This window comes from Micromonospora sp. 15K316 (assembly GCF_004348525.1).
In the GTDB taxonomy this organism is placed as follows: Bacteria; Actinomycetota; Actinomycetes; order Mycobacteriales; family Micromonosporaceae; genus Micromonospora.
On record NZ_SMKG01000015.1, the window covers coordinates 44,830 to 65,918 of the forward strand.

Below are 21,089 nucleotides of genomic sequence, written 5' to 3' on the forward strand. Positions count from 1 at the left end.
GCGGGGACTTGCCGCCCGGCAGTCGCGAAGGTCGCGGGTACACGGGCCCGCCGAGCGGGTCCAGTATCCGCTCCATGACGATCGCCGCTGTCGATGCGACTGCTCCCCCGGGCCGTTCCGGCCGGGCCTTGGCGCATGCGCAGTTCGCCCTGGCCGCCGTCTACGTCGTCGCCATCGGTGTCGCCCTCGGCCGGGCCGCGTCCTTCTCCGGTCACCTCTACCTGCCTCATCAGGGCGACGAGTTCACCGGCAGCGCCGACCTCTGGCCCGGTCTCTGGGCACCGGCGGCGCTGGTGATGATCGTCGTGATCGGCGTGGCGCCGTGGGCCGCCGCAGCGGTGGCACTCGTCGGCGGCACCCGGCTCCTGACGGCCGGGGTGCGGCCCGCCGCGCACCGTCGACGTCTCCTCGTCGGCACGGTTCTCACGACCCTCGTTGCCGCCTCCTCGCTGGCGCCACCGGTCGAGGCGTTGCTCAGCTGGCTCCTCGACTAGTCCGGCGGTCGCTGCAGGAGCTGTCGGGACGACTCGAAGCCCAGCCGCTCGTACACCGGCACTGCCTTGCGGCCGGAACGGACCGTCACGCGAAGCGAACCGAGGTGAGCCGCGTGCTCCGACGCGGCCTCCACGAGCGCGGATCCGATTCCCCGGCCTCGCTGATTCGGCATCACGAAGACGCTCTGAATGTCGGCGGGCAGCCGACGTGGCGCTCCGGGTCTCGGGACGCGAGGGACGAGCGCGACCCAGGCCATGCCGACGACCTCCGGTCGGCGGAGTCGGGCGACGAACGCCAGGTGCGAGTCCTGGTGGGCGGCCCACCACCGCGCGAGCTCCGCCGCGAATGCGTCGACGGACAGCTGTGGTGGCTGCTCGTGGCGGCTGTCCCACCACAACAGCCGGGCCAAGTCTGCGACATCGTCCGCATTCGCCTGGCTGATCTTCACGAGGCGAGTCTGGCACTGTCGCCGCTGCACCGCATCAACCGGCCGAAACACACATGTCGTGGCTACCCGCCGCGGCAGACTCGGTTGCCACCCTCCGTCTCGACGTGATCAGTGCGCCGCTGTCATGGAGTTCCGGTCACCGTTGCGGATCGCCACCGGACGGCCCTGCCTCGGTGGTGTCGACACGGGCGATGAGTTGCTTGAGCCGTCCGATCTCTTCGGCGAGCGCGGTGTTGCCGGCAGCGGTGAGCGTGATCCAGGTACGGCCGCGCCGCCCGGCGTACCCCTTCTCGACCGCGACCAGGCCGGCGGTCTCCAGTACGGCCAGGTGTTGGGAGAGGTTGCCGGCGGTCAGCTCCAGTTGGTTGCGCAGGTAGCCGAACTCCACGCGGCGGGCCTCGTGGGCGATGGTGAGAATGCCCAGCCGGACCCGCTGGTGCACCATGTCGTCGAGGCCGGTGGCGGGATGCGGGGACTCGGTCTCGCCCGGGCCCGGGGTGTCTGCGGGGCCGTTCACTGGGGACGTCGCAGTCGTTGCGCCAGCGCGAACCCGATGCCGCCCAGTAGCAGCAGTCCGCCGTTGATGGTCAGCTGTGGCGCGAAGGCCCAGTTCGGACCCCAGCCGGTCCCCCATCCGAGGTCGATCGGCACCAGCACCACCGCCAGGTAGCCGAGGGCGAACAGCAGCAGCTCGACGCGCCGCTCCAGCCAGGCCAGCACGAGCAGGGCCAGCCCGATCGCGCCGGTGGGGTCGAGCAGCCGGAACAGGAGCTGGACGGAGGAGGGTGGCGGGTCGGGGTAGTACGGGTGGTCGAGGATGCTCCACATTGCCGAGACGGCGGCGGAGAGCACGACGAGGGCGACGCCGGTGAGCACGTACGGCAGCACCCGGGTGCCCAGTCCGCGGGCCCGGGCGACCCGCAGGTACCCGCCGGCGATCACCACGTACGCCAGTACCAGCGCCGTCCACCAGTAGAACTGTGCGGCCTGGTACCAGGCCTTGCAGACCTGGCCGTCCGCCATCGCCTGGCAGTCGCTGAGGACCGGCTGGCTGAACCGGTACACGGGGATCGCCCCGAACGTCACCAGGGCCAGCACCAGCAGCGGCAGCCACGTCACCTGTTGGGCGAGACGAACTCGGCGCGCGAGGTCGCGCGCGTCAGCGAGCAGCCGGCGGGGATCGCCGCCGGCGGGTACCGAGTCAGCAGTCATGCCAATAGGTTTGCACAACAAACCTATTGGCGCTAGTGATCGGTTGGATTAGACAGCGATGTGAGCCCACGTGACCGCCCCTCGCCCCGGGCAGCGGGGGCGAACCCACAAAACGGCGACCGATCGAGGTGCATCCCCGGGTCGTGCCGTGCCCGGCTGACGCGGTCAGGGGTGAGGTGGCGACTCAGCAAGTGGGGCTGCACTTCGTAGGAGCGTGCGCGCGCCGGGCGATGCCCCGCGCTCACCGTCAGCGGCAAGGTCGCGTACGGACCTCTGGTGACCTCTCGGTGGTCACGTCAGGGGCGGCGGGTAGCCGAAGAGGCGGCCCATGCCGGTGACCGCGAGAACACGGGCGGGCGTTCGGGCGGCGGCGGTGATCGTCACCTGCTGTCCGCGCGTCCGGGCACTGCTCCTGACCGCCAGCAACGCGGAGAGCGCGGCACAGTCGAGGAACTGCAACGCCGTGAGGTCGAGGGTGAGGCAGGACACCCAGGACGGAGACAGCAGTCGCTCCAGCTCCTGCCCCAGCTGGTCTGCGGTGGCCAGGTCGGCTTCACCGCTCAGGGTGACGTACCGGGTGCTCGGTGCCAGGTCGTAGTAGTCGTGTCGTAGAACACCGGAACCAATGGTTATGTCCATCGAACGGCTCGGTCCCCGCCCGGCGAAGGACGATTCGTAGGGCCGGATGAGGTAGCACCTTCGATCCGGCGCCGAAGAGGACAAGGCTCGTGTGCGGCGGTGCCGACCCCGACGTGGCGCTCGGGGCGCCGTCTCAGACGTTACTCGCGCCTGCCGGCACCCGCCACCTCATCCCAGCGCCGGGGCTCGCCGGTCGCCCAGGCCCCGTTCGACGTAACCGGCGGCGGCGTCGCCGTCGTCGGTGGGCCGAATCGCGTTCGGCCGACCCGGGTCGCTGGGGCGCCACCAGCGCACCCCAGCGATCCGGCCCTTCAATCAGTCACGGATCGGCAACCGGTAGACACCACCGGATTCGGCGCGGCGTACAGCCACCGACCGTCGGGACTGACCGCCAGCGCGCCCACCGACGGATCGGGCAGGCCGGCTCCGATGTTCACCCAGGTACGACCGCCGTCCGTGCTGCGCAGCACGCCCCGGCCGCTCTGGACCACCCCGCCGTCGAGGATGTCCCGGGCCGCCGGGTACGAGCCGGTGGCGGCGTACAGGTCGTCGCCGGAGGCGGCGATCTGGCTGACCCGCATGGGTAGTCCCTGCTGGCCGGAGCCCAGGCGGTGCGCCACAGTGAAGGTGCGTCCCCCGTCGGTGCTGACCCGGATCTGCGGGCCCCCGGCGACGATTCGGCCCTTGTCGACGTGCAACGCGCTCACCGCGCCGTCGAGCACCTTGACGCGGGTTGCGCCGCCGTCGTCGGAACGCCACAGGCCGTTCTGGTCACCCAGCCACAGTCGCCGGGCGTTCTTCGGGTCACCGGCGACCGCCGAGTACAGCGCCTTGTGGTCGATTTTCTTCCACGACGTGCCGCCGTCGCGGCTGACCAGGATTCCCCGACCGAACAGGTCGACGTAGGGAATGAAGATCTGCCGAGGGTCGGCCGGGTGCACGGCCAGGCCCAGTGGGGTGCCGTCGACCTGGACGACGTCGCTCCAGGTGGCCCCGCCGTCCTGGCTGCGCACCAGGCGGCCGAGGTACAGGGCGTCGGTGTAGAGCTTCCAGACCGTACGGGAATCCGACGGGGAGACCACCAGCCCGGTGACCGTCAGTCCCGTGCGGCCCTCGGCGCCGGAGGTGCCCCATTCCAGCTGGTTCGGGTTCACCGACAGCGGCGCGCTGTACTGGTCGGTGTCGGTGCCGGCGAGCAGCCTCCACCGGTGACGGCGAGCTGGTTGACCGGCTGCCCGGGTACGCCGACGCGGGTGAAGGTTCTGCCGTCGCTGGTGCCGTAGACGCCCACGTTCTCCACGCCGAGGAGCAGCGTGCGCTCGTCGCCCGGCCACTGCGCCACGTCGTACGTCGTCGCCGGGGCCGGCTTCGCGACCCGCGTCCAGGTCCGGCCCCGGTCGCGCGGGTGGCGGCCCGCCCGACCGGGTCGGTGCCGTCCCCGAAGCCACCGAAGCTCATGTTGATCACATCGGCCCGGTTCGGGTTGGCCGGGTCCACCGCGGCCTCGATGGCGGCGAGGATGTCCTCGTTGGAGCCGGATCCGTCCGCGCCGAACACCTTGTACGCGGTCAGGGTGGCGTCCGGCGCGACGCCGGTGACCGCCATCGGGCCGCCCAGCCGGGTCCTCACGCTGCCAGACCCTCGGAGCGCCGGTCAGCGGCACGCTGTCCAGTGGCGCCCCCGCGGCCGCACCGCCTGACGCGCTGCGCCGGCCCGCCGTCCACGGTGCTGATGTGGAGCGTCTCCACGCCGTGCACCGCCCTGACTCCGGGCAGCCGACGTAGGGCGCCGAGCTGACCGGCCGGCACGTCGACCGCCATGCCGGGCAGCAGGACGTGGTACGACCGCCGGTGGGTCAGGGCGACCCGGGCGCGCTCGGCCGCTTCGACCACCCGGTCTTCGACGCCGTCGACGGCGGCGCGGGCCTGGCGTACCCGGTCCGCCGACTGCGCGTCCGCGTTGCCGCGCCCGGACGCGGCAGCGATCGTCGGAGTCGCCTCGAACTCCACGATCACGGTCTGGGTTGGCCGGCCGGTGCGGCCGTCGCCGCACCCGTGGTGAGCAGGGTCAGTGCCAGCATCGGGACGGCCGCTGTGGCGACCGCCCGCCTGGCGCTCATGAACGAAATCAGGGGTACGAAGGGAACTAGCTCTATGCGCGGCAGGCAACGGTTGGGCAACGTCACGGTGGCGCCGTGGCACATCCTGGACAACGCGCTGCCACTCACAGGATGAACACGCAGTGACACCTTCTCGCCACCGTGTCAGATCACCTCGTCCAACTCGGCCTGCATCCGCGCCGCTTCGACGTCACGCGCGACGGCCTGGGCGAGCAGCATCCGCAGAACGAGGACGATGAGCGCGACCCCCAGGATGGCCACGCCGATCCCGCCCATGATGACGGTGACGCCCGGGTCCTCGCGCTGGCCGGGCGCGTTGACGGCCGTGACCGCGAACCACACGAGCGCGGCCGCCACGATCGCGCCGATCAGGACGTCGACGTACCGGAAGGCGGCGTGGGAGAACACGGTTCCGCGTCGCACCATCGTCACCAGCCGCCACACGGAGACCAGCGCGACCTGGACCGACGCCATGCCCAGGATCGTGATCAGGCGCAGCGGGGTCAGCGGGAGCGACCCGTCCTCCGGGTCGGTGGCCAACGCCCACACCATCGACACCTGCACGAACACGGTGCCGGCGACCACCATCGCGAGCACGGCGCGCAGCGCGCGCAGAGTCAGCTTGCCCATGATCCGTCCTCCCATCGCGTTACGATCTGAATCTATCGAGATTCGATAGGACAGGCAAGCGTCGGAGCAGATCCGACCACCAACGGATGCGCTTGACCCTCACGCGGCGTGAGGCCGGAGGGTGGGGCACATGAGTGACCACTACAACGCTTTCGAAATCAGCCCCGTGCCCGATCCCGGCCCGGACGCGGTTGCTCCGGAGCCGTTCCGGGGCATCTACGGGATGCCCGCGTTCGTGACGATCCCGACGAGCGACCTGGCGGCGTCCGTCGACTTCTGGACCCGTGGGCTCGGGTTCTTCGAGCTGTTCAGCATCCCCGGCACGCTCGTGCACCTGCGTCGGTGGGCGTTCCAGGACGTACTCCTCGTCTCGGCGTCCAGCGCCAACGAGCAGGCACCTGCGATGAGCGTCAGTTTCGCGTGCGTGCTCAGCCAGGTCGATTCCCTCGTCGAGGCGTGCCGTGCGTTGCGGCCGAACTCGGTCGACGGCCCACGGGACACCCCGTGGAACACCCGCGACGTGGAGGTGATCACGCCCGAGAACGCACGGATCGTGTTCACCGCGGCGAAGCGTTTCGACCCGGCGAGCCAGGAGGCGCGGAACCTCGAAGCCATCGGGATCACCGCACCGGACACCGGTCGTGGCGACAATGAGGACCATGCCTGATGACACTGACACCGGCGGCCTGACCGTCGGTCAGGTCTCGACACGTCTGGGTGTGACAGTGCGCGCGCTGCACCACTGGGACGAGACCGATCTGGCGCGACCGTCGCTGCGTACGGCTGGCGGATACCGGCTCTACACCGCTGCTGACCTGGAACGCCTGCACCGCGTCGTCGTCTACCGTGAGCTCGGGCTCGGCCTGGGCAGAATTCGAGCCATCCTGGACGACTCGGCAGCGGACGTGCCCGGCGCGCTGCGCGCGCAGCGCCTCCAGGTCGCCGAACGGATCGACCGCCTCCAGCAACTCAGCGCCGGCCTGGATCGGATGATCGACGCCCACGAGCGCGGCCTGCTGCTGACCGTCGAGCAGCAGGCCGCGATCCTGGGCCCGCACTGGGACCCGGACTGGCCCGACCAGGCCCGGCAGCGCTACGGCGACACGGCGCAATGGCAGCAGTACGCCGAACGCTCCGCCCCACGAGGCCCCGATGAGTGGCAGGCCATCGCCGACGCGGTCGCCGAACTCGACAGCGCCCTCGGGGATGCGATGGACGCCGGTGTCACACCCGGCAGCCCGGAGGCGAATCGACTCGTCGAGCGGCACCGCGAAGTCTTCTCGTCCTACTTCCCCCTCACCCGGCAGATGCAGGTCTGCCTCGGCCGCAAGTACGAGGCCGATCCCGCATTCGCCGCCCACTACGACGGCATCCGCGCCGGCCTCGCCGCCTGGTTCCGGCGCATCGTCGACGCCAGCGCACGTGCCCACGACATCGACCCCGACACCGCGACCTGGCAGTAGACCGTCGTCCCACGGCCGGCCGCGGCAGCAGCATCTCCCGGACGTCGATGTTCGGCCGGGCGGCGGGATCAGATGAATCCGGGTTTGGTCAGGCGCCAGGCCGCGCCGACCAGCCCGGCGTGGGAGAGCGCCAGCGGCGTGTTCCCCAGGTGCGCGCCCGTGCGAGGGTCGACCTGCTCAGCGAGCAACCCGAGGTCGTTGGCGCGGGTGACGGTACGTTCGAACAGTTCCTCGGCCCGCTTCATCTCACCGGCCATCGCCAGGCACTCGACCAGCCAGAATGTGCACACCACGAAACCGGCGGGATCGTCCGGCCAGCGGCGGACCAGCCCGTCGGCCGTCAACCGCGACGCGATGGCCTCGATGGTGGCTCGCATCCGAGGGTCGGTCGGGGACACCATCCCCGTCGACGGCAGGACGAGCACTGAGGCGTCCAGCTCGGGCGAGCCGATGGCGCCGGTGTAGGCACCGACTTGTTCGTTCCAACCGTCCCGCAGCACCGCCGTCCGGATCTCGTCGCGGACGGCAGCCCATCGCGCGGGATCAGCCTGTTCGCCGAGCAACGGCGCGAGCTTGATCGCGCTGTCCAGCGCACCCCAGCACAACGCCTTGGACGCCAGGTAGTGCCGTCCCGGGCCGCGGTCCTCCCACATGCCGGCGTCCGGCTCCCGCCACTGGGTGGCCTGCTCGGCGAGACCGATGAGCAGCGCCTGCGTCTCCGGTGAAAGTTCGCCGAGTTGTTCGCGGATCAGGTGGGTGCCGAGCAGCACCCCTCCGGGTACGTCCTGCTGCCGTTGCCGCCACGCGTCGTTGCCCACCCGGACCGGGCGGCTGCCGGCGTACCCGCGCAGGTGGTCGAGGGAGTACTCGGAGAGGTCCCGCTCGCCCGCCACGCCGTACATGATCGGGACCGGTCGGTCGCCCGAGTTCCCCGCCGAGCGGGCGGCCCAGTCGAAGAGCCGTCCGGTGTCCTCCTGGCAGGCGGCCACCCACAGGGCTCGCATGGTGACGACGAAGTCCCGCAGCCAGGCGTACCGGTAGTCGTAGTTGTCCGTGCCGCCGAGCCGTTCCGGCAGTGACGTGGTGACGGCGGCGACCACGGCCCCGCTCGGCCGGTACGTCAGGCCCTGCAGGACCAGGCCGCTCTGCTGCACCAGGTCGGGGTAGCGGCCGCGGTACTGGTGCTGCCCCCGCATCGCCCGCCAGGCCTCGACGGTGTCGGCGAGCGCCGGCACCGGGTCCAGCTCCCGCGGCGGTGGGCCGTACGCCGGCGCGTACGCCAGGTCGAAGCCGAGCACCTGACCGGCGGCGACGTCGAACTCGGCGTACGCCCGGCCCTGCACGCAGGCGAGTGGCACCGGGCCGCGCAGCGCCAGGGCCAGCGGGCCGGCGCCGACCAGCACCTGGTTGTCGCGGCAGTGCAGGTACGGAACGATGAGCCCGTACTCCGGCCTGGGCACGAACTCGCAGCGCATGCGGACCCTGCCGGTGAGCCCTTCGACCACCCGGACCAGCACCGCCGGTGAGTTGCGGCCCAGTTCGTGCCCGCGTGCTCCGGGCTCGGCGGCGAGCGCCTCGGTCACGGCGACGCTGCCACCGCCGGTGTGGTGCACGGTCCGCAGTACCAGGGAACCGTCGACGTACGCCCGTTCGGTCCGTACGCGCGGCTCGGCCGCGGCCGGGCCGCGCGTCCAGTGCCCGGCCTCGGGGTCGAGGAGTCGACCGAACACGGACGGGGCGCCGAAGCGGCCCGGGCACCACCAGTCGATCGAGCCGCCCCGGGTGACGAGCGCGGCCGAGGCGCAGTCGGAGAGCAGACCGTAGTCGGCGATCGCAGACTCGGACACCGGGGGCGATTACCCGATTATGGGCGGCCATACCTCGCCGAGGGGCTGACGGGGTGCCGGCTAGGGCTGATCTTCGGGGAGGGTGTACCGGCGCAGTCGGACCGGTTCGCCTGCCGGGCCGGTCCAGGGGGCGACGGTCGTGTGCGTGTGCCGCCAGCCAGTGCGTTCGTAGAGGGCGATGGCGGAGGTTGACAGCTGGTGGTCGACGATCTCCAGGTTCAACGAGAACCGGTGTTCGGCGGCCCATTGACGAACACGGGTCAGCAGCCGCGCCCCGACGGCGTGTCCGCGGGCCGCGGGCGCGACGAAGAGGCGGCTGACCTCGGCGACCGGTGCGGAGGCGGGATTCGTGGCGAGGTCCGCGCGGTGGACCGCGACGTGGCCGAGGATGCGGCCCTGTGCGGTCTCTGCCACCCAGGCGTTCAGGGCGTTCGACGGCGACAGCCAATCTTCTGGATTCGCCGGCCAGTTGAGCGGGTACCGGTCGAGACGATGCACTTCTGCGAGGACCGCGACGCAGTACGGGAGGTCGGGCCGTGTGCGGTCGCGGATTCCGACGGTGTTCACGGTGGGAATTGTCGTCCAGGCGTCGGTATCGACGTGCCAGGCGGGTTCCGGGGCGGGGTGCCGGCTGGGACCCGAACCGACAGCTCAGGTGGGGGCACCTACTCCCATGGCGGCGACAAGGCCACGATCAGGGGACCTGCTCGGGCTGCTTCACGTCGCGAACCTGAACCAGAACCTCTTCCGCATGACTCGATCCACCACCGCGCACCCGGACCCGCGCCACATCTGGACGCGATGACGTCGCACCGCACCGGTCCGGGCGGCGACGGGCCGTTCGGCGGGACCGGTCCACCCGAAGCTGCGATTGGCGAACCATCCGTGCCGTGGCCTGATACGGGTGGGAGGTCGTCATGCCGGTCAATGGTGAGGTACCGAAGCTTCCACCGCGCTGGTTCATCCGGCTGGCCTGGAAGGTGCACCGCGGCTTGTATCGCGCGTTCCGTGGTCGGGTCGGACTCTGGCCGCCGCGCACCGACCGTTGGGGCACGTTGCGGCTGACCACCACCGGGCGCCGCAGCGGCCAACAGCGCAGCGTCATCGTCGCGTACCTGGAGGACGGGCCGAATCTGTTCACGCTGGCGATGAATGGCTGGGGCGAGGGTGAGCCGGCCTGGTGGCTGAACCTGCAGACCCATCCTGATGCGACAGTCGACCTGGTCGACGGCCGGCGGCTGGTACGCGGGCACGCCGCAGCGGGTGACGAGCGGGTGCGGCTGTGGGCCCGCTGGCGTGAGATCGACCCGAAGATCGACGCCTTCGCGACGCTGCGCCCGTCCGAGACCGCTGTGGTGGTCCTGGCACCCCGGCCCGGCGCGGTCAGCTGACAGTTCGGCGGTCGGGCCTTGTGGTCTAGCCGTAGCACCGACGGTTCCCTACTCTCCACCGTCATGGGGAACCTTGCCGCAGCGGGCTTCGGCGCCCTCGCCAGCCTCGTCGTCGTGGCGCTCGGCGCGTGGCTTCAGGCGCAACGGGAGCGCCGGCATTGGCTCCGTGACCAGAAGCTGCGTGGGGCGGTCGACTACATCACCAGCACGCGGTACCTACTCAGCCAGTACCGGAAGGTCGGCGAGCTGGGCATGGATCAGGACGACCGCCGAGAGTGGCGGAACCGGATGCAAACCGCTCGCTCGACTCTCAGCCTCCTGTGCGGCGCTCGTACGGTGTCGCTGGCGAACGACGTCGCGAGGGATCTCTACGCTCTCGGCCCGGACTCGGACGAGGCGCGGAAGGCAGCGGCGGAGAAGGCCTTCCAACACCTGGTCTGGCAGCTGCGGAAGGAACTCGGCTCACCTCAGCTCGATGAGTGAGGGTCGTCTGTACGTCCCGACCGATCTGGAAGCTGGTGGTGCCGGCGTATCGCGGTGACATCCGTGCGCCGGTCGGGATCACGGCGCCGCGGTCTCTCCGCCGGTCGGTTCCTCCACCGATGGTTCGGCGGTCGGGTCCACCGTCGGCTCCGCGGTCGGCTCCGCCGATGGTTCCTCCGTCGGCTGGTCGGTGGGGGTCGCCGTCGTTCCATCCGTCGGCGCTGCCGTCGGTTCCTCGGAGGCGCTTGCGGACGTGGTGGGGTGTGCCGCGCCCGAACTGCTTCCGGCTGACGGCGTAGGCCCACTCGTCGTCCTCTCCCCCGCCGCACGACTGGGTTTCGGGGTGGCGGATCCGGTCATTCGGACCGGCATGCCTGCGGAATCGTGAGGGTCCGGTTCGCCGCCACCGGCACCTGGGCCGGGCTCCACCTCCTCGGGCGGCACTGCGGGCGGGATCGCGGGCGGCGTGGACGGTCGGCCGACCGGGCCCGACCGCAGGCCGGTGGGATCAGCCAGCACCAGGACGGCGGCCACGGCAACCAGCAATCCCAGAAGCACGGCGAGTTTCGTGTTCCTGGGGCCGACGGCCGGGCTCGACACCTCGGTGGGGGCCGACTGCCGGGCGGCCAGGCGTACTGTTCGCTTCTCGGCCGAGGTCCCCTCGCCAGCGGCCGTCAGCTGCCGCTCGGGCGAGCCCGCGAGGTCCTGCGCCGCGGTGGCCATGGCCTCCGCCGTCGGGAACCGCCGCTCGGGTTCCTTGGCCATCGCGGTGGCGACCAGCTGCCGGACCTCCGCGGGGACGTCATGAGGCAGCGGCGCCGGTTCGTCCTCGAGGTGCCGTATCGCCACCGCGACGGCGTTGTCCCCCTCGTACGGGGGTCGACCGGCGAGGCAGTGGTAAACGACGGCGCCCAGGGCGTAGATGTCGATCGCCGATGTGGTCTCGTTCCTGGCGACCTGCTCGGGCGCCATGTACAGAGCGGTGCCGACGACCTCGTTCGCGCCCGTCAGGCTCGCGCCGTCCTGCGTGACGGCGACGCCGAAGTCGACGAGTACGACGTGCCCGTCGGGCTCGATGATCAGGTTGTGCGGCTTGACGTCACGGTGGACGACCCCGGCGTCGTGCGCGGCCTGCAGAGCGCGGGCGGTCTGCGCCGCTATCGACATCGCCTCGGCCGGATCCAGTCGGCCGACCTCGGCGATCCGCTCCGACAGGGGCTGTCCCTGCACACACTCCATCACGATGTAGGCGAGAACCGGCTCTCCGGACCGGCCCGTTTCGCCGTAGTCGTAGACCTGGGCTACTCCCGGATGGCGCAGCGCTGCCATCGCGCGTGCCTCGCGGCGGAACCGTTCACCGAAGCCGGTGGCGGTGATCAGGCGGGGGTGCAGCATCTTGACGGCCACGCAGCGGTCCAGGGTTTCGTCGACGGCACGCCACACGTCGCCCATACCGCCGCTGGCGATCATCTCGGTCAGGCGGTAACGGTCTCCGACGAGTTGCCCCACACTCGGCATGTACTTGCGGTACCCCCGGTTCGCCGTTCTCAAGCACGCCGCGTCGGCGGCGCATGGTTCCTCGGCCCTCGCACGGTCGTTCCTGGTGGCCGAGCGACGCCCATCTGTCAGTGGAACGAGGGGGTCCTGCACGAACCTCTCCTCGCACCACCGACGGGAGGAGAGGTACATTCGGGTGCGGCTTACCGGCGCGCGTCGGACCTCCACCGCGAGTTCGGCGACCGCTACTTCTCCGCCGTCGTACTCGGCTCCCCGCATCGATCGCTCGCCCGGGCAACCCGAACAGCCGCGGGCCTGCCGCGTCAACGTCACCGGTCTCGACGGCCCGCGCTGCGGTCTGGGTCACGCGCGCGAGGAACTCCGGCTGCCCGCGTAGGGCGGAAGTGCGTCATGGCCCGCGACAGCTAGGCGCCCGATCGTGGTTCGACGTGGTCGAACCGGTGCGCCTGCTCGGTGACGGCGGCGAGGAAGGCGGTCAGCGCGGGTGCGGGCGGGGCGTCTCGGGTGACGGCGACCAGGCGGCGTTCGAGGGTGGTCTCGGCGATGTCACGGATGGCGAGCATGGGGTCTCCGCTCGGCAGGGTCAGTGCCGGCAACAGGGCGACGGCCGCGGCGGCGCGGACGAGTTCGAGTTGGACGTCGGCGTCGTTGGAGCGGTGCCGGAGGTCGGGTTCGTAGCCGCCGAGGGCGCGGCAGGTGCCGATGACCATGGCGTGGTGGCCGGTGCCGTCAGCGGAGGCGGTCCAGATGTCGGATCGCAACCGCGTGAGCGGGACCGAGCCGCCCGACGCGGCGAGTGGATGGCCGGCGGGCAGGACGAGCTTGAGCGGTTCTTCGAGCAGGAGCGTGAAGCGGAGCCCGGCGGGGCGAGGACGTGGGTGGCCGTCGTACTCGTCGCCGATCACCAGGTCGACCGCGCCCAGCCGTAGCCCTGGCAGTGCCTGTTCGAGTTCGAGTTCGGAGACCTCCAGGCGGAGCTGCGGATGGTCGGCCATCAAGCGGGCCACGGCCGGCACGAGCAGGCGTCGCGCCGCCGACTGGAGGCCGCCGGCGCGGACGGTGCCGCGGATGTCTCCGCTCAGCGCGGCCAGGTCCGCTTCGGCGGCTTCGGCGGCCGACAGCAGGACGCGCGCGTGGTGGGCGAGCAGATGTCCGGCGTCGTTGAGCCGCACGCCGCGGCCGGCCTTCTCGAACAGCCGGGTACCGGCGTCCCGTTCCAGCAGGGCCATCTGCTGGGAGATCGTCGATGGGCTGTAGCCCAGCGCGGCGGCGACGGCGCCGAGGGTGCCTCGTTCCTCGAACTCTCGAAGGAAGCGCAACCGCCGGAAGTCCCACTCGACCATGCAGGAATCCTAACGAGTCAGATCCGGGAATCATCGCTGGACCCGACGGATCAGGCTGTCTGATGATCGAGGCATGGGTCCGGTGTTGTGTCTCGTCTCCGCGGCGTGCTTCGGCGCCATGGCGATCTTCGGCAAGCTCGCCTACGACGCCGGTGTCTCGCCGCAGGCGCTGCTGCTGGTGCGCTTCGCCCTGGCCGCCGCACTGCTGGGAATGGTCCTGGTCCTGCGGCCGGGGCTACGTCGGATGGAGCCGGGGCCGCGCCGACCAGCACCGTCCGACCGGGCGGCGGCAGGGCGGGGCCGGGTGCTGGCGACCGCCATCGGGCTGGGCGCGGTCGGGTACGCGGCGCAGGCGACGCTCTTCTTCTCGGCCCTGCAGGTGATGGACGCCTCGCTGCTGTCCCTGATCTTCTACAGCTACCCGGTCCTGGTGACCGTGGTGGCGGTGCTGCTCGGCCGGGATCGGCTCACCCGGGGGCGCTCCGCCGCACTGGTGGCCGCATCGGCCGGAACGCTGCTGGTCCTGCTCGGCGCCGGTGGGGTGAGTTTCCACCCGCTCGGGGCGCTGATGGCGTTCGGGACGGCGCTCACCTACACGGTCTACATCCTGGTGGCGGAATCCGTCGTGCACCGGCTGCCGCCCGTGGTGCTGTCCACGCTGGTGATGACCGGCGCGGCCGGCACCCTCGGTGTCCGCGCCCTGGTCACGGGCGGGGTCGACCTCGACTTCCGGTTGTCGGGTTGGTTCTGGCTGGCCTGTATCGCCGTCGTCTCCACCGTCGTGGCGATGCTGACCTTCTTCGCCGGCCTGAAGCGGATCGGTCCGTCGAACGCCGCCATCCTGTCCACCTTCGAACCGGTGGTGACGACCGCGCTGGCCGCGCTCACCCTCGGCGAATCGCTGACCCCGGTGCAGCTCGCCGGCGGCGTCCTGGTGCTCTCCTCCGTCGTCGTACTGCAACTGCGGCCGGCCCGGACGCGCCCCCCGGCGGCCCCGCTGCCCGACCGACCCGGCCCGACGGTCCACGAGGCAACGAGCCCGGCCCGCGACAGCGCCGCCGAACCGACGAGGGTGGCGCCATAACCGCAGGCGTACGAGAAAACGGCAGCAGTTACCAAAGGGAGATCGAAGTCGGGTGGCCCCTGCCGGGGCGGGCGCTCTTGGATGGGGAAGTCAAGTCCATCGATCAAGTTGATGAACTTGCGGATCGGATCCCCCGCGCAGAAGGGAACCACTCGTGATCGACGCTCATCCGTCTCGATGGAAGCACCGACTGCTGACCGCCGGCGCAGCGCTCACGCTCGGCCTCGGAGCCGTGGTCGCACCCGCCACCGGCGCCGCCGCCGGCCCGGAGTCCACGCTGCCCAGCGGCAACACCGACTATCGGACGCTCGCTGACTACGAGAACGACATGGCCGAGTTGGCGGCCGAGCACCCGACGCTGGTCAAGCCGATCACACTGCCCTACAAGACGACCTCGGGCCGGACCGTACGCGGCATCGAGATCAGCAGGAACGTGCAGGCGAACGACGGCAAGCCGGTCTTCGTGGACGTGGGCATGCACCACGGCAACGAGTGGCCCAGCGGGGAAATGACCATGGAGTTCGCCATCGACCTGGTGAAGAACTCCCGCACCCCGTACGTGGCGAACCTGCTCGACCGGGCCCGCGTCGTGGTCGTACCGGTGGTCAACGTGGACGGGTTCGTCCGCAACCGCCGGCAGACCGACACCAACACGGACATGAACCGCAACTACGGCCTGGGGTGGACCCCGCTGTCGTCGGCCGGCGCGGCCCCGTGGTAGGAGCCGGAGAGCCGGAACATCGCGTGGCTGCTCTCCACCCGGCAGGCGACGGTGTTCAACACCCAGCACACCTGCATCCAGGTGGTGCTCTACCCGCCGCTCCAGCTCGCCGCCGGGCCCGCGCAGGACTCCGCGCGCCTGCACCGGCTGGCCTCCGCCGTCGCCGCGAAGTACGGCCCCACGTACCGGGCGCTGCCCTCCGCCGAGGACTACGAGACGACCGGCGAGGCGATCGACTGGGCGTACTACGCGACCCGCGGGCTCTCCATCACCAGCGAGACCTGCCCGAACCCCGGTGTGGCCCGGACCTTCCAGACGCAGGTCCTCGACACGTACGCCGCGCACCGCTCGGCGATGTTCGAAGCGCTCGAAACCACCGCGGACCCCAGGGAGCACGCGGTCATCGAGGGCAAGGCGCCGAAGGACGCCGTCCTGCGGCTCACCAAGTCCTTCGACATGTACACCAGCCCGTACGCGCAGCCCGACGGGAGCGTCCGGCCGACGTCGTTCACCACGACGCTGACCTCGGACCTGGACGTCGCGCGGCCGAACGGCAGGTTCCAGTGGGCGGTCAACCCGTCGTACCGGCCCATTCCGGCCTACCAGGCCGACGGCGTTCGCGGGAACCAGACCGGCTTCTACACCGAGCCGTGGATCCTCACCTGCGAGCGCCCGGACGGCACGGTGCTGCAGACCACCCGGGTCGACGTGGGTCTGGGTAAGCGCGTCGAGGTCGACCTGAAGCAGTGCAAGCGCGACTTCCACCGCACGGACGTCGGTTGAGGCCGAACCGCTGATACGTCGGCGACTCACGGGGCGGCAGTCACCTGCCGCCCCGTGCTGTCGGACGATGGACGACAGCCGCCGGTCGATCGAGCGTGGTGAGCAGGAATCCGCGCCGCTGCTCGTCTCCGCCGAGATCACACGAGAACGGGCAGGCGACGCCGACGATGACTCCGTCGTCGTCGATGTCCCGCGCCGACTGGAGGGTCACCGATTCGGGCAGGCCGGGGGGGTCTTACCGAACGCTTACCGCCTGCCCGGTACCCCCGCGGGTGAGGCGAGGTGGTTCAGCCGGCGTTAACGTCGACGGCCATCGCGTGGTCATCCTGCCGTTGCGGCGGGGCTCCCCCGGCTCGGAGGATGTGGGCGCTGAGCGCGGCGGCCACGCAGAAGGCCACGGGCAGGAAGAACGTGTGGTTCAGCGGCATGAGGTGGGTGAGGGGTCCGATGATGGCGGGCCCGGCGAGCACGCCGAGGTAGCCGAGGCCGGCGACGCGGGAGACGTTGGCTCCGGCGGCGGCCGGATCGGCGTGGCCGGCCGCGCTGAAGAGCTGCGGGACGGTGCCGGAGAGTCCGATACCGAACAGCGCCCACCCGGTGATGGCGAGCGGGATCGACGGTGCGACCGCGACCAGCGTGAGGGCGACTGCCGCCAGGGCCGATCCGTAGCGGACGATGGCGACCGGCCCGAAGCGCGCGGCGACCCGGTCGGCGAGGAGGCGTCCGATCGTCATGGCGGTGGCGAAGGCACCGTAGGCCAGGGCGGCGGTGGCGGCGGGCGCGTCGAGCACGTCGCGCAGGGCGAGGGCGCTCCAGTCGTTGGCGATGCCTTCGCTGAGCATCAGCATCAGGGCGAGGGCGGCGAGCGCCCAGATGCGCAGGGGTGTGGTGCGCCGGGTGGTGGACTCGGCGGCGGCGGGTTCCGCGGGGCCGACCGTCGGCGACCTGGGCAGTAGCGCGGGTGCGACGGCCACGGCGCCGACGACGGCGAGGAGGCTGACGACGGTCAGGGTGGCCGTCGTGCTCCAGCTCCAGCCGAGGGCTCGAGCGCCGACCAGGGCGGCGAGGACCCCGCCGATGGAGAACACGGCGTGGAACGCGGACATGATCGGACGCTTGTACCCGGCTTCGACCTGCACGGCGTGGGCGTTCATGCTGACGTCCAGGCTGCCGTTGCCGAGGCCGAACACCAGCAGGGCCGCGCCCAAGGTCCAGGCGTCGCCGGCGAGCGCGGGCAGGACGAGCGACGCGCCGCAGAGCGCCGCGCTCAGCGGTACGACCCGGCGAGCGCCGAACCGGTCGGTGAGCGGCCCGACCAGTTGCATCCCGGCGAAGGCGCCGGCGCCGAGGAGGAGCAGGAGCCAGCCGAGCACGGCGTGGCTGATTCCGACCCGGTGTTCGATCGCGGGGATATGAACAATCCACATTCCCAGGACGAAGCCGTTGAGCGCGAAGTACGCGAAGGTGGCCCGCCGCGCGGACCGGAGAGACCTCGTCATGCCTTCGAACATATCAAACAGTTTTCTTGTTCGAAAACTTGCTCTTCGAACAGAAGAGGCGTTCAATAAGGGGTATGGCGAGCGCGGACCGACACCGACAGATCACCGACGCCGTGCGGCAGACCGGGCAGCTCAGCGTGACGGAGCTGGCGGAACTGACCGGCACCTCGGAGATGACGATCCGTCGAGACCTGGAGATCCTGGCCGAACAGGGCGTCCTGGAGCGTTACCGCGGCGGGGCGAAAAGCCTGCTGCTGCGCGGCGAGGAACCCCCGTTCGCGCTCCGCGAGCAGGAAGACCTGGAGATCAAGCAGCGCATCGCCGCGGCGGCAGCCGACATGATCGCCGACGGCGAGGCGGTCGTCGTCGACAGCGGCACCACCTGCCTCGAAGTGGCCCGCGCCCTGACCCGCCGCCGCCTGACCGTCATGCCGCTCTCCCTGCACGCGGCGAACGCACTGGTCGGCGCGCCCCAGCTGAAGCTGCTCCTGCCCGGCGGCGAACCCCGCCCCGGCGAGCTGGCGCTCACCGGCCCCCTCACGGAAGCGTCGCTGGCCGCGCTGCGCTTCGACACCGCGATCATCGGCTGCTGTGGCCTGAACGCCGCGGACGGCCTGACCGCCTACGACCTGGCCGACGCCGCGATCAAACGTGCCGCGATGGCCTCGGCCCGCCGCGTCATCGCGGTCACCGAAGCGGCCAAGTTCTCCCGCACCGCCCTCGCCTTCGTCGCACCGGCCTCCGCGCTGCACAGCGTCGTCACCGGGCACGACGCTCCCGACGAGCAGACCGAGGCGCTGAGCGCCGCCGGCGTCGTCGTACGGAGAGTGTGACCCGATGCCGGACACCGTGCTCTTCGACCTGTTCGGCGTCATCGCCCGCGAGCAGTCCCCCGCCGGTCAGGAGCTGCTGGTGGCGACAGCGGCCGTCCCGGGCCTCGAGTTCTGGGAGGCGTACTGGGCGCTGCGCGTCAGCTACGACCGGGGTGAGGTGACCGGAGACGAGTACTGGCGGCAGGTGGCGTCCACCCTCGGCACCACCTTCGACAACCAGCGGATCGCCCGCCTCATCGCCGCGGACGTCGCCAGCTGGAGCGCTGTCGACGACGAGATGGTGGCCCTGGTCGAGCAGACGGCGGCCGCGGGACGGCAGCTCGCCCTGGTGTCGAACATCCCGGAAGAGCTGGCAGTCCACTACGAGCAGCACCACCGCTGGTTGGCGCACTTCGACCTGGTCGCCTTCTCCTGCCGCATCGGCCACGCGAAACCCGAACCGGAGGCGTACCTCTGGTGCTGCCGGGCCCTCGGCCTCGCGCCCGACCGCATCCTCTTCGTCGACGACCGCCCCGAGAACATCCACGCCGCCGCGGCCCTCGGCATGCACACCCACCTGTTCGCCGGTTCCGCACCAGCCCGTCAGGCCGTCGCCGGACTGGACACAGTGCCCCAGCGATGAGAGCGGACATCTGCGGCGCCGCAGACCCGACCGAGTCAGGAAGCCTTCGCCGCCCGGGCGCCCGTGCGCCGCCATCAGCCGCGGAACCGCTCAGCCACCCCATCGATGAAGGCGGGGTGTGCGACGCATTAGCATTGCCGCGGTCCGGGACGGCTCTGCGGAGACGAGGCGAAATGCGTTGGCTGCGGCGGTTGCTGGGCGGCGGGCGAGTGCAACTCGACCCCGGGCGACAGGAGGCGCTGCACCGCGACGTCCAACACCGGTACGGTGCCGGCGCGCAGGTGCGGTTTCCCGAGCAGGTCGAAGCGGTCGCCGGGATGCTCGACAGTGACGACGGCCTGGTGGTGGCGGCCCGGATCGTGAGCGAGGTCGCCGACGAAGCCCACGTGGACCTACAGGCTCAGGCCCACGAGATACACCGACGGACCGGCCGGCGGCTCCTCGTGCACCGCCGCAACTACCGCCCGCTCTGGAAGGAGGCCGGCCACGCACTGCGGTGGCCACTGTTCGCGCTGCCGTCCGGCTTCCACCCGTACGCGCAGCTGGCCGCCGCCGTCACGGTCGTCGGCGGCCGGGCGTCCCGGCTCGACCGAGTGACCGACCCGATCCCGCTCGCGACCCGCCTGTTCGAGGTGCTCGACCTCACCACCGCCGGATGGGAGTACGGCCGGGTACGGGTGGACACCGACTCGGCGGCCCTGGCCGATCGACTGATCACCAGCGCCGCCCGGGTTCTCGCGGCCATGGACGACCCGCCCCGGCTGCCACCTCCGGTCCGGGAGCTGATGCGCCGCAACAACACCCTCGACGTCCACGATCCGAGCGGCCGCGGCGTGGTCGGCCGGATCAATCCGGGCGCCACGATGCGGGAGCAGCTGCTGGCCTGAGGCCGACGCGGCGGAAAACCGAACGAGCAACGGTCGTTGCCCGTTCGCCCCGGAACGTGCGGGTGTGGCACGGTCGCTCGGTGGCTGTATCCCGTCGTGACATGCTGCGTTGGCAGTTCGACCTGACCTGGTCGCTCTTCGAGTACCACCTGGAACGCTTGGAACCGGCCGACTTCCTCTGGGAGCCCGCGCCGCTCTGCTGGACGGTACGGCCGGCTGCCGACGGCAGGTGGACGCCGGACTGGACGGACGCCGAACCTGACCCGATCCCCGTCCCGACGATCGGATGGATCACCTGGCACATCGGTTGGTGGTGGACGGTCGCCATCGACCACGCCCAGGGGCGCCGGCCACGGGAGCGTACCGAGATCGGCTGGCCCGGCGACGGCGACAAGACGAAGGCGTGGCTGCGCGACCTCCGTACCGAATGGTCGGCGGTGCTCGACCGGCTCAGCGACGCCGCCCTCGACGCCACCGCGCCGTTCCCGTGGCAGGACGATCCCGCACACACGGTCGCTCACATGGCGGCCTGGGTGAACGCCGAGCTGATGAAGAACGCCGCCGAGGTCGGCCACCTTCGGTTGCTGCGCCACGCGCGCGGCTAGAGCCGATCTGTCAATTAGGCTTTCCCAACCGAGGGGTCAGGTGCATGCCCAGAGTGGCACCCACACGTCATCGGGTGTCTCAGGTGCCGTCACACGCAGGTAATTGCGCAGCTCGGTCAGCACCGGGTGCTTGTCTCCTGTACGAAACAGCAGGGTGTGCGGGTATACCGGTGTCGGGTCGTGCAGGGGGATGCGTCGCAGGTCGTGGGTCTGGGGCCAGAGGTATCGGTCGCCGGCACCGACGAGGGTAGCCAGAGAAGCGGAGTCGGCCAGGGTGTCCATGAGGGCCTCGTCGCCGAAGTTGGGGCCGAGCGCGTCGATGCTCAATCCGAACTCCTCGGACAGCGCTTCATAGAACGCCGACCACTCCATGCCCGGTCGGATTCCGGGAACCCAGATGCGATGCCCGGCAAGGTCGGCAGGTCTGATCGCGGGAGCGTTTGCCAGCGGGTGGGCGGGTCCTACCA

23 protein-coding genes and 3 pseudogenes are annotated in these 21,089 nt (G+C 70.9%); 11 read left to right on the forward strand and 15 right to left on the reverse strand.

What is annotated here, in order from left to right; genetic code table 11:
- The first annotated feature begins 74 nt into the window (after positions 1-74).
- Positions 75-494 carry a hypothetical protein gene (locus tag E1211_RS06155; protein WP_132346283.1) on the forward strand — a complete coding sequence of 140 codons (420 nt, stop codon included), beginning with the start codon at positions 75-77 and terminating at the stop codon, positions 492-494.
- Here the strand turns inward: E1211_RS06155 and E1211_RS06160 are convergent.
- From E1211_RS06160 to E1211_RS06190, 9 genes and pseudogenes are all read right to left on the reverse strand, one after another.
- Positions 491-943, reverse strand: coding sequence for a GNAT family N-acetyltransferase (locus E1211_RS06160; protein ID WP_165947183.1), 453 nt, complete (start codon positions 941-943; stop codon positions 491-493). The two genes, E1211_RS06155 and E1211_RS06160, sit on opposite strands and share 4 nt — an antisense overlap.
- A gap of 136 nt (positions 944-1,079) precedes the next feature.
- Positions 1,080-1,388 (reverse strand): transcriptional regulator, encoded by a 309-nt coding sequence (locus E1211_RS06165; RefSeq protein WP_132346343.1) that lies wholly within the window; start codon positions 1,386-1,388, stop codon positions 1,080-1,082.
- Between the two features lie 68 nt (positions 1,389-1,456).
- The gene (locus E1211_RS06170; protein ID WP_132346287.1) at positions 1,457-2,155 is read right to left on the reverse strand and encodes a hypothetical protein; all 699 of its coding nucleotides are present in this window, start codon (positions 2,153-2,155) and stop codon (positions 1,457-1,459) included.
- Between the two features lie 291 nt (positions 2,156-2,446).
- Positions 2,447-2,794 carry an STAS domain-containing protein gene (locus tag E1211_RS06175; protein ID WP_132346289.1) on the reverse strand — a complete coding sequence of 116 codons (348 nt, stop codon included), beginning with the start codon at positions 2,792-2,794 and terminating at the stop codon, positions 2,447-2,449.
- A 311-nt stretch (positions 2,795-3,105) separates the two neighbouring features.
- Positions 3,106-3,948 carry a hypothetical protein gene (locus E1211_RS33260; RefSeq protein WP_243709368.1) on the reverse strand — a complete coding sequence of 281 codons (843 nt, stop codon included), beginning with the start codon at positions 3,946-3,948 and terminating at the stop codon, positions 3,106-3,108.
- Complete coding sequence (locus E1211_RS33265; protein ID WP_243709369.1) at positions 3,945-4,136, reverse strand: hypothetical protein; 192 nt, start codon at positions 4,134-4,136, stop codon at positions 3,945-3,947. Before E1211_RS33265 ends, E1211_RS33260 begins: the two co-directional genes overlap by 4 nt.
- A gap of 101 nt (positions 4,137-4,237) precedes the next feature.
- Positions 4,238-4,399, reverse strand: a pseudogene (locus E1211_RS33855) (S8 family serine peptidase); the annotation flags it as partial.
- 20 nt (positions 4,400-4,419) lie between these two features.
- Positions 4,420-4,803, reverse strand: coding sequence for a hypothetical protein (locus E1211_RS06185; RefSeq protein WP_132346291.1), 384 nt, complete (start codon positions 4,801-4,803; stop codon positions 4,420-4,422).
- 254 nt (positions 4,804-5,057) lie between these two features.
- Positions 5,058-5,543, reverse strand: a complete 486-nt coding sequence (locus tag E1211_RS06190; protein ID WP_132346293.1) for a DUF2975 domain-containing protein — start codon at positions 5,541-5,543, stop codon at positions 5,058-5,060.
- A gap of 130 nt (positions 5,544-5,673) precedes the next feature.
- Here E1211_RS06190 and E1211_RS06195 point away from each other — a divergent pair, with 130 nt between their 5' ends.
- Together E1211_RS06195 and E1211_RS06200 are read left to right on the forward strand one after the other, a co-directional pair.
- Positions 5,674-6,210, forward strand: coding sequence for a VOC family protein (locus tag E1211_RS06195; RefSeq protein WP_132346295.1), 537 nt, complete (start codon positions 5,674-5,676; stop codon positions 6,208-6,210).
- The gene (locus E1211_RS06200) at positions 6,203-7,006 is read left to right on the forward strand and encodes a MerR family transcriptional regulator (RefSeq protein ID WP_132346297.1); all 804 of its coding nucleotides are present in this window, start codon (positions 6,203-6,205) and stop codon (positions 7,004-7,006) included. Before E1211_RS06195 ends, E1211_RS06200 begins: the two co-directional genes overlap by 8 nt.
- Positions 7,007-7,074: 68 nt before the next feature.
- On the opposite strand, the gene E1211_RS06205 is transcribed toward E1211_RS06200, so the two are convergent.
- A complete protein-coding gene (locus tag E1211_RS06205) occupies positions 7,075-8,853 on the reverse strand; it encodes a glycoside hydrolase family 15 protein (RefSeq protein WP_132346299.1) in 1,779 nt (592 codons plus the stop codon).
- A 60-nt stretch (positions 8,854-8,913) separates the two neighbouring features.
- Positions 8,914-9,420 (reverse strand): GNAT family N-acetyltransferase, encoded by a 507-nt coding sequence (locus E1211_RS06210; protein WP_132346301.1) that lies wholly within the window; start codon positions 9,418-9,420, stop codon positions 8,914-8,916.
- 350 nt (positions 9,421-9,770) lie between these two features.
- On the opposite strand from E1211_RS06210, the gene E1211_RS06215 reads away from it, so the two are divergent.
- Both E1211_RS06215 and E1211_RS06220 read left to right on the forward strand, forming a co-directional pair.
- Positions 9,771-10,244 (forward strand): nitroreductase/quinone reductase family protein, encoded by a 474-nt coding sequence (locus tag E1211_RS06215; RefSeq protein WP_132346303.1) that lies wholly within the window; start codon positions 9,771-9,773, stop codon positions 10,242-10,244.
- Between the two features lie 63 nt (positions 10,245-10,307).
- Positions 10,308-10,727, forward strand: a complete 420-nt coding sequence (locus E1211_RS06220) for a hypothetical protein (protein WP_132346305.1) — start codon at positions 10,308-10,310, stop codon at positions 10,725-10,727.
- A 78-nt stretch (positions 10,728-10,805) separates the two neighbouring features.
- Here E1211_RS06220 and E1211_RS06225 read toward each other — a convergent pair whose 3' ends face one another.
- Positions 10,806-12,245 (reverse strand): protein kinase, encoded by a 1,440-nt coding sequence (locus E1211_RS06225; protein ID WP_165947184.1) that lies wholly within the window; start codon positions 12,243-12,245, stop codon positions 10,806-10,808.
- Between the two features lie 404 nt (positions 12,246-12,649).
- Positions 12,650-13,588: a LysR family transcriptional regulator gene (locus tag E1211_RS06230; protein WP_132346309.1), complete on the reverse strand. Its 939-nt coding sequence runs from the start codon at positions 13,586-13,588 to the stop codon at positions 12,650-12,652.
- Positions 13,589-13,661: 73 nt separating this feature from the next.
- Between E1211_RS06230 and E1211_RS06235 the strand changes: the two genes are divergently transcribed.
- Positions 13,662-14,672: a DMT family transporter gene (locus tag E1211_RS06235; protein ID WP_132346311.1), complete on the forward strand. Its 1,011-nt coding sequence runs from the start codon at positions 13,662-13,664 to the stop codon at positions 14,670-14,672.
- A 328-nt stretch (positions 14,673-15,000) separates the two neighbouring features.
- Positions 15,001-16,176 (forward strand): annotated as a pseudogene (locus tag E1211_RS06245) (M14 family zinc carboxypeptidase).
- Positions 16,177-16,463: 287 nt separating this feature from the next.
- On the opposite strand, the gene E1211_RS06250 reads toward E1211_RS06245, so the two are convergent.
- Complete coding sequence (locus tag E1211_RS06250) at positions 16,464-17,687, reverse strand: MFS transporter (RefSeq protein ID WP_371686129.1); 1,224 nt, start codon at positions 17,685-17,687, stop codon at positions 16,464-16,466.
- 62 nt (positions 17,688-17,749) lie between these two features.
- On the opposite strand from E1211_RS06250, the gene E1211_RS06255 reads away from it, so the two are divergent.
- The 4 genes from E1211_RS06255 (at position 17,750) to E1211_RS06270 (ending at position 20,622) form a co-directional block, all read left to right on the forward strand.
- A complete protein-coding gene (locus tag E1211_RS06255; protein ID WP_132346319.1) occupies positions 17,750-18,508 on the forward strand; it encodes a DeoR/GlpR family DNA-binding transcription regulator in 759 nt (252 codons plus the stop codon).
- Between the two features lie 4 nt (positions 18,509-18,512).
- Positions 18,513-19,130 (forward strand): HAD family phosphatase, encoded by a 618-nt coding sequence (locus tag E1211_RS06260; RefSeq protein WP_132346331.1) that lies wholly within the window; start codon positions 18,513-18,515, stop codon positions 19,128-19,130.
- Positions 19,131-19,303: 173 nt separating this feature from the next.
- On the forward strand, positions 19,304-20,017 hold the full coding sequence (locus tag E1211_RS06265; RefSeq protein ID WP_132346333.1) for a hypothetical protein: 714 nt from the start codon (positions 19,304-19,306) through the stop codon (positions 20,015-20,017).
- 80 nt (positions 20,018-20,097) lie between these two features.
- The gene (locus tag E1211_RS06270) at positions 20,098-20,622 is read left to right on the forward strand and encodes a DinB family protein (protein ID WP_243709370.1); all 525 of its coding nucleotides are present in this window, start codon (positions 20,098-20,100) and stop codon (positions 20,620-20,622) included.
- A gap of 36 nt (positions 20,623-20,658) precedes the next feature.
- Here E1211_RS06270 and E1211_RS06275 read toward each other — a convergent pair.
- Positions 20,659-21,089, reverse strand: a pseudogene (locus E1211_RS06275) (LysR family transcriptional regulator); the annotation flags it as partial.

Excerpts from the sequence above, each read along its gene's own strand:
- E1211_RS06215 (WP_132346303.1), top strand. The coding sequence starts at position 9,771 with ATGCCGGTCAATGGTGAGGTACCGAAGCTTCCACCGCGCTGGTTCATC.
- E1211_RS06220 (WP_132346305.1), top strand. The coding sequence starts at position 10,308 with ATGGGGAACCTTGCCGCAGCGGGCTTCGGCGCCCTCGCCAGCCTCGTC.
- E1211_RS06190 (WP_132346293.1), bottom strand. The coding sequence starts at position 5,543 with ATGGGCAAGCTGACTCTGCGCGCGCTGCGCGCCGTGCTCGCGATGGTG.
- E1211_RS06230 (WP_132346309.1), bottom strand. The coding sequence starts at position 13,588 with ATGGTCGAGTGGGACTTCCGGCGGTTGCGCTTCCTTCGAGAGTTCGAG.
- E1211_RS06250 (WP_371686129.1), bottom strand. The coding sequence starts at position 17,687 with ATGTTCGAAGGCATGACGAGGTCTCTCCGGTCCGCGCGGCGGGCCACC.
- E1211_RS06165 (WP_132346343.1), bottom strand. The coding sequence starts at position 1,388 with ATGGTGCACCAGCGGGTCCGGCTGGGCATTCTCACCATCGCCCACGAG.
- E1211_RS06225 (WP_165947184.1), bottom strand. The coding sequence starts at position 12,245 with ATGCCGAGTGTGGGGCAACTCGTCGGAGACCGTTACCGCCTGACCGAG.
- E1211_RS06235 (WP_132346311.1), top strand. The coding sequence starts at position 13,662 with ATGGGTCCGGTGTTGTGTCTCGTCTCCGCGGCGTGCTTCGGCGCCATG.
- E1211_RS06155 (WP_132346283.1), top strand. The coding sequence starts at position 75 with ATGACGATCGCCGCTGTCGATGCGACTGCTCCCCCGGGCCGTTCCGGC.
- E1211_RS06255 (WP_132346319.1), top strand. The coding sequence starts at position 17,750 with ATGGCGAGCGCGGACCGACACCGACAGATCACCGACGCCGTGCGGCAG.
- E1211_RS06200 (WP_132346297.1), top strand. The coding sequence starts at position 6,203 with ATGCCTGATGACACTGACACCGGCGGCCTGACCGTCGGTCAGGTCTCG.
- E1211_RS06265 (WP_132346333.1), top strand. The coding sequence starts at position 19,304 with ATGCGTTGGCTGCGGCGGTTGCTGGGCGGCGGGCGAGTGCAACTCGAC.
- E1211_RS06175 (WP_132346289.1), bottom strand. The coding sequence starts at position 2,794 with ATGGACATAACCATTGGTTCCGGTGTTCTACGACACGACTACTACGAC.
- E1211_RS06260 (WP_132346331.1), top strand. The coding sequence starts at position 18,513 with ATGCCGGACACCGTGCTCTTCGACCTGTTCGGCGTCATCGCCCGCGAG.
- E1211_RS06170 (WP_132346287.1), bottom strand. The coding sequence starts at position 2,155 with ATGACTGCTGACTCGGTACCCGCCGGCGGCGATCCCCGCCGGCTGCTC.
- E1211_RS06195 (WP_132346295.1), top strand. The coding sequence starts at position 5,674 with ATGAGTGACCACTACAACGCTTTCGAAATCAGCCCCGTGCCCGATCCC.